The 4211-nt window shown below is 74.7% G+C and carries 3 protein-coding genes; all 3 read right to left on the bottom strand.

Translation table 11 applies throughout. The annotated features are described in order from the left end of the window. Nucleotides 1–975 precede the first annotated feature (975 nt). The 3 genes from whiA to rapZ all read right to left on the bottom strand — a co-directional run bounded on the left by whiA (nt 976) and on the right by rapZ (nt 3965). Nucleotides 976–1956 carry a DNA-binding protein WhiA gene (whiA, locus tag AOK09_RS25240; protein ID WP_055589538.1) on the bottom strand — a complete coding sequence of 327 codons (981 nt, stop codon included), beginning with the start codon at nt 1954–1956 and terminating at the stop codon, nt 976–978. Further along, the gene (locus tag AOK09_RS25235) at nt 1947–2918 is read right to left on the bottom strand and encodes a gluconeogenesis factor YvcK family protein (protein WP_055589539.1); all 972 of its coding nucleotides are present in this window, start codon (nt 2916–2918) and stop codon (nt 1947–1949) included. Before AOK09_RS25235 ends, whiA begins: the two co-directional genes overlap by 10 nt. Before the next feature lie 162 nt (nt 2919–3080). Beyond that, the gene (gene rapZ / locus AOK09_RS25230; RefSeq protein ID WP_055589537.1) at nt 3081–3965 is read right to left on the bottom strand and encodes an RNase adapter RapZ; all 885 of its coding nucleotides are present in this window, start codon (nt 3963–3965) and stop codon (nt 3081–3083) included. Nucleotides 3966–4211 lie beyond the last annotated feature (246 nt).

Genomic DNA, 4211 nt, shown 5'->3' with positions numbered 1-4211 from the left:
GGGGGGGGGGGGGGGGGGGGGGGGGGGGGGGGGGGGGGGGGGGGGGGGGGGGGGGGGGGGGGGGGGGGGGGGGGGGGGGGGGGGGGGGGGGGGGGGGGGGGGGGGGGGGGGGGGGGGGGGGGGGGGGGGGGGGGGGGGGGGGGGGGGGGATAAGGGGCGGGGCCGGAGACCCTGGGCTCAGGGGGCCGGAGCTCGCAGACCCCGCGCTCGCAGGGCCGAGGCACGGCGAGCCAAGGGCCGTGATACCCGGGGCACGCGGGGGCCGGGTTCCGACGGCCGGGGTTCGGAGTCTTCCGAAGGCCGAGGCTCCGAGGCCTTCGGGCTCAGGGGGCCGAGGGCCGTGAGGCCCAGGGCTCGCAGGGCCGGGACACGCAGGACCGGGGCGCCGAGGGCCCCGCTCCCAAGGCCGGGGCTCGCGGAACCGGGGCAGGCATGGCCAAGGACCATGAGGCCGAGGCGCGCATGGCCAGGGGCCCTGAGCCCCAGGGCGCGCAGGGGCAGAGCACCCAAGGCCGAGCGCGCAGGGCCAAGGCACGCGTGGCTGGGGGTTCCTAGCCGAGGAGTTCCGAGGCCAGGGGTTTTCCCGAGCCAAGCGCTCCCCGAGACCCGGCGCCGGACGCCCGGGACCGGGGGCCCGTACCGCCCGCCGAGGGGGCGTCGCCTGCGCGGTGGTGCCGCCCGGTGTACGCAGGCAGTGCCGCGCCCGTCCCGGGGAGCCGCCGCAAGCCTCCCCTACCAGTCGTGGACACCGGCCGCCGTGCCCTCCGGCTTATCCCGGTCGAGTCCCGGGCGTGGCCCGGCCCAGCCTGGCCGTACGACGAGCCGGTACGCCGCCGGCTGCCGGCCGGGCGAGCCCCGTCGACGTACCTCCCGGAGTGCCCCCCGGACGACGAACCGCCTCCGCCGCGGCCGATGCCGCGGCGGAGGCGGGCTCCGTCTGCGCCCCGGCGGACCCGGGGCCGCACGGGGAGTCGCTCAGCCGGCGACCATCTCCTCGGTCAGATTGGCCTCGGTGCTGGGCAGGCCCAGCTCCAGCGCGCGCTTGTCGGCCATCGCCAGCAGACGGCGGATCCGGCCCGCGACCGCGTCCTTGGTCAGCGGCGGGTCGGCCAGCGAGCCCAGCTCCTCCAGCGAGGCCTGCTTGTGCTCCATGCGCAGCCGGCCGGCGGCGGCCAGGTGCTCGGGCACCTCCTCGCCGAGGATCTCCAGTGCGCGCTGCACCCGGGCGCCGGCCGCGACCGCGGCACGGGCGGACCGGCGCAGATTGGCGTCGTCGAAGTTGGCCAGCCGGTTGGCGGTGGCCCGTACCTCGCGGCGCATCCGGCGCTCCTCCCAGGCGAGCACCGCCTCATGGGCGCCGAGGCGGGTCAGCAGCGCGCCGATGGCGTCGCCGTCGCGCACCACCACCCGGTCCACTCCCCGCACCTCGCGGGCCTTGGCCGCGATGCCGAGCCTGCGGGCGGCGCCGACCAGCGCCAGGGCCGCCTCGGAACCGGGGCAGGTGATCTCCAGCGAGGAGGACCTGCCGGGCTCGGTGAGCGAGCCATGGGCGAGGAAGGCTCCGCGCCAGGCCGCCTCCGCGTCGCAGGTGGCACCGGAGACGACCGCCGGGGGCAGGCCCCGGATGGGGCGTCCGCGTCCGTCCACCAGTCCGGTCTGCCGGGCCAGCAGATCGCCGTCCTTGATCACCCGCACCACGAACCGGCTGCCCCGCCGCAGACCGCCGGGCGCCATCACCACCAGCTCCGAGGAGTGGCCGAAGATCTCCAGCAGATCCTTGCGCAGCCGCCGGGCGGCAAAGGTGGTGTCGAGCTCGGCCTCGATCACGATGCGGCCGCTCACGATGTGCAGACCCCCTGCGAACCGCAGGATCGCCGACACCTCCGCCTTGCGGCAGCAGGTCCGGGTGACCGGGAGCCGGCTGATCTCGTCCTTCACCGCTGGAGTCATCGCCATGCGCCGATCCTTCCATGTGTCCGGAAAATCCGGTCGTACGCGGCGGCCAAGAGCTCGGGGTCGTGTCGCGGGGTGCCGTCCGCCGCCGCCACGCGGTCGAGCACCAGTTCACCGCCCATCCGACCGGCGGCCTTCTCCAGGCCCGGGAGGTCGGCGTCCCCGAAGGCACCGCCGGTGACCGCGCCCTCGTCCACCAGGACGGCGTTCACCGCGAGCTCCGGGGCGTGGTGCGCCAGCACCTCCAGATGGCGCTGCGGGGTGAACCCCTCCGTCTCCCCCGGCTGCGGGGCGAGGTTGAGGGTGAGCAGCCGCCGCGCCTTTGTGGCGAAGAGCGCCTCGGCCAGCTCGGGGACCATCAGATGCGGCAGCACACTGGTGAACCACGAACCCGGGCCCAGCACCACCCAGTCCGCGTCCCTGACGGCTCTGACCGCCTCCGGCACGGCTGGCGGATCCTCCGGGAGCAGCCGGATGGACTGCACGGTGCCGGGGGTGACCGCGACATGCGCCTGGCCCCGCACCGTGCCGACCTCGCCCGGCCGGGCCGGGTCATGGCCCCGCACGGTGGCCTCGATGTCCAGCGGCACCGCCGACATCGGCAGCACCCGGCCGTGCGCACCCAGCAGCCGGCCCACCCACTCCAGGGCCGCGACATGGTCGCCCAGCTTCTCCCACAGGGCCACGATCAGCAGATTGCCGACGGCGTGTCCGTGCAGCTCACCGTCGCTGGTGAAACGGTGCTGGATCACCTCGGACCAGGTGCGGCCCCAGTCGTCGTCACCGCAGAGCGCGGCGAGCGCCTTGCGCAGATCCCCGGGGGGCAGCACTCCCAGCTCCTCGCGGAGCCTGCCGCTGGAGCCACCGTCGTCCGCGACGGTGACGACCGCGGTGAGGTCACCGGTGAGCCGCCGCAGCGCCGACAGCGACGCGGAGAGACCCTGCCCTCCGCCCAGCGCCACGATCTTGGGGGCGGCCGCCTTGTGGGCACCTCCCTGTGCCCGGTCGGCAGCCTTCCGCTGGAGCTGCCGCCCCGGAGAGTGTCCCGTCACATGTGCCCCACGTTCTTCCGCCGGCTCCGTCCCGGCTCCCCGGGCCCGCCGGGCCCCGGGCACCGGAACGGAGCGTCATTCCCGTCCCATGTCGCGGTGCACCAGGACCGTCTCCACCCCGTCGGCGATCAGGCGCTTGGCCAGCCGCTCCGACATGGCGACGCTCCGGTGCTTCCCCCCGGTGCAGCCTACGGCAAGGGTCATATAGCGCTTGCCCTCACGGCGGAAGCCCGCGGTCACGATGCGCAGCAGCTCGGAGTACCCGTCGAGGAACTCCTTGGCGCCGGGCTGGTCGAAGACATAACGGGCGACCTCGTCGTCGGTCCCGGTGCGGGGACGCAGCTCCGGGACCCAGTGGGGGTTGGGCAGGAAGCGGCAGTCGACCACCAGGTCGGCGTCGACCGGCAGGCCGTACTTGAACCCGAATGACATCACGGTGGCCCGCAGCTCGGGCTCGCCCTCGCCCGAGAACTGGGCGTCCAGCTTGGCGCGCAGCTCGTGCACATTGAGGCTGGAGGTGTCGATCACCAGGTCGGCCTCGCCGCGCAGCTCCCGCAGCAGATCGCGCTCACGCGCTATCCCGTCGACGATCCGGCCGTCGCCCTGCAGCGGGTGCGGGCGGCGGACGCTCTCGAAACGGCGGACCAGTGCGTCGTCGGAGGCCTCCAGGAAGACCACCCGCAGTCGCACACCGCGCCGCTCCAGCTCCTCCAGGGAGGTGAGCAGGTCGTCGAAGAAGCGGCGGCCGCGGACGTCCACCACCACGCCTATCCGGGCCACGGCGCCCTGGGAGCGGGCGCCGAGGTCGACCATGGTCGGTATCAGGGAGGGCGGCAGGTTGTCGACGACGAACCAGCCCAGATCCTCCAGGCACTTCGCAGCGGTGCTGCGGCCCGCGCCGGACATGCCCGAGATGATCACCAGCTCGGGGACGTTCTCCCCGGTACCGGACACAGTCACTGTTCTTCCCCGCTTTCGGTGGTTCTGCTACGGAGAACGCGCCGGACGGCCTGGGGCTTCCCTGTGTCACCCGGGAGAGTGACTGCAGCCCCGGCCTGGCGGATCCGGTACGGACGGACTGCGTCGGCCGTCATCGCGTCTCCCGGTCGTCAATGATCTCTCCGGTCGAGGTGTTCACGGCAGGTGCAGCCGGTGTACGGGAGGCCAACGCAGCGGCAACAGCCTCCGCCGTACGGCGGCCGACGC

The organism is Peterkaempfera griseoplana (genome assembly GCF_001418575.1).
In the GTDB taxonomy this organism is placed as follows: domain Bacteria; phylum Actinomycetota; class Actinomycetes; order Streptomycetales; family Streptomycetaceae; genus Peterkaempfera; species Peterkaempfera griseoplana.
The sequence above is the reverse complement of the archived record's forward strand: the minus strand, read 5'-3'. Positions and strand labels throughout refer to the sequence as shown.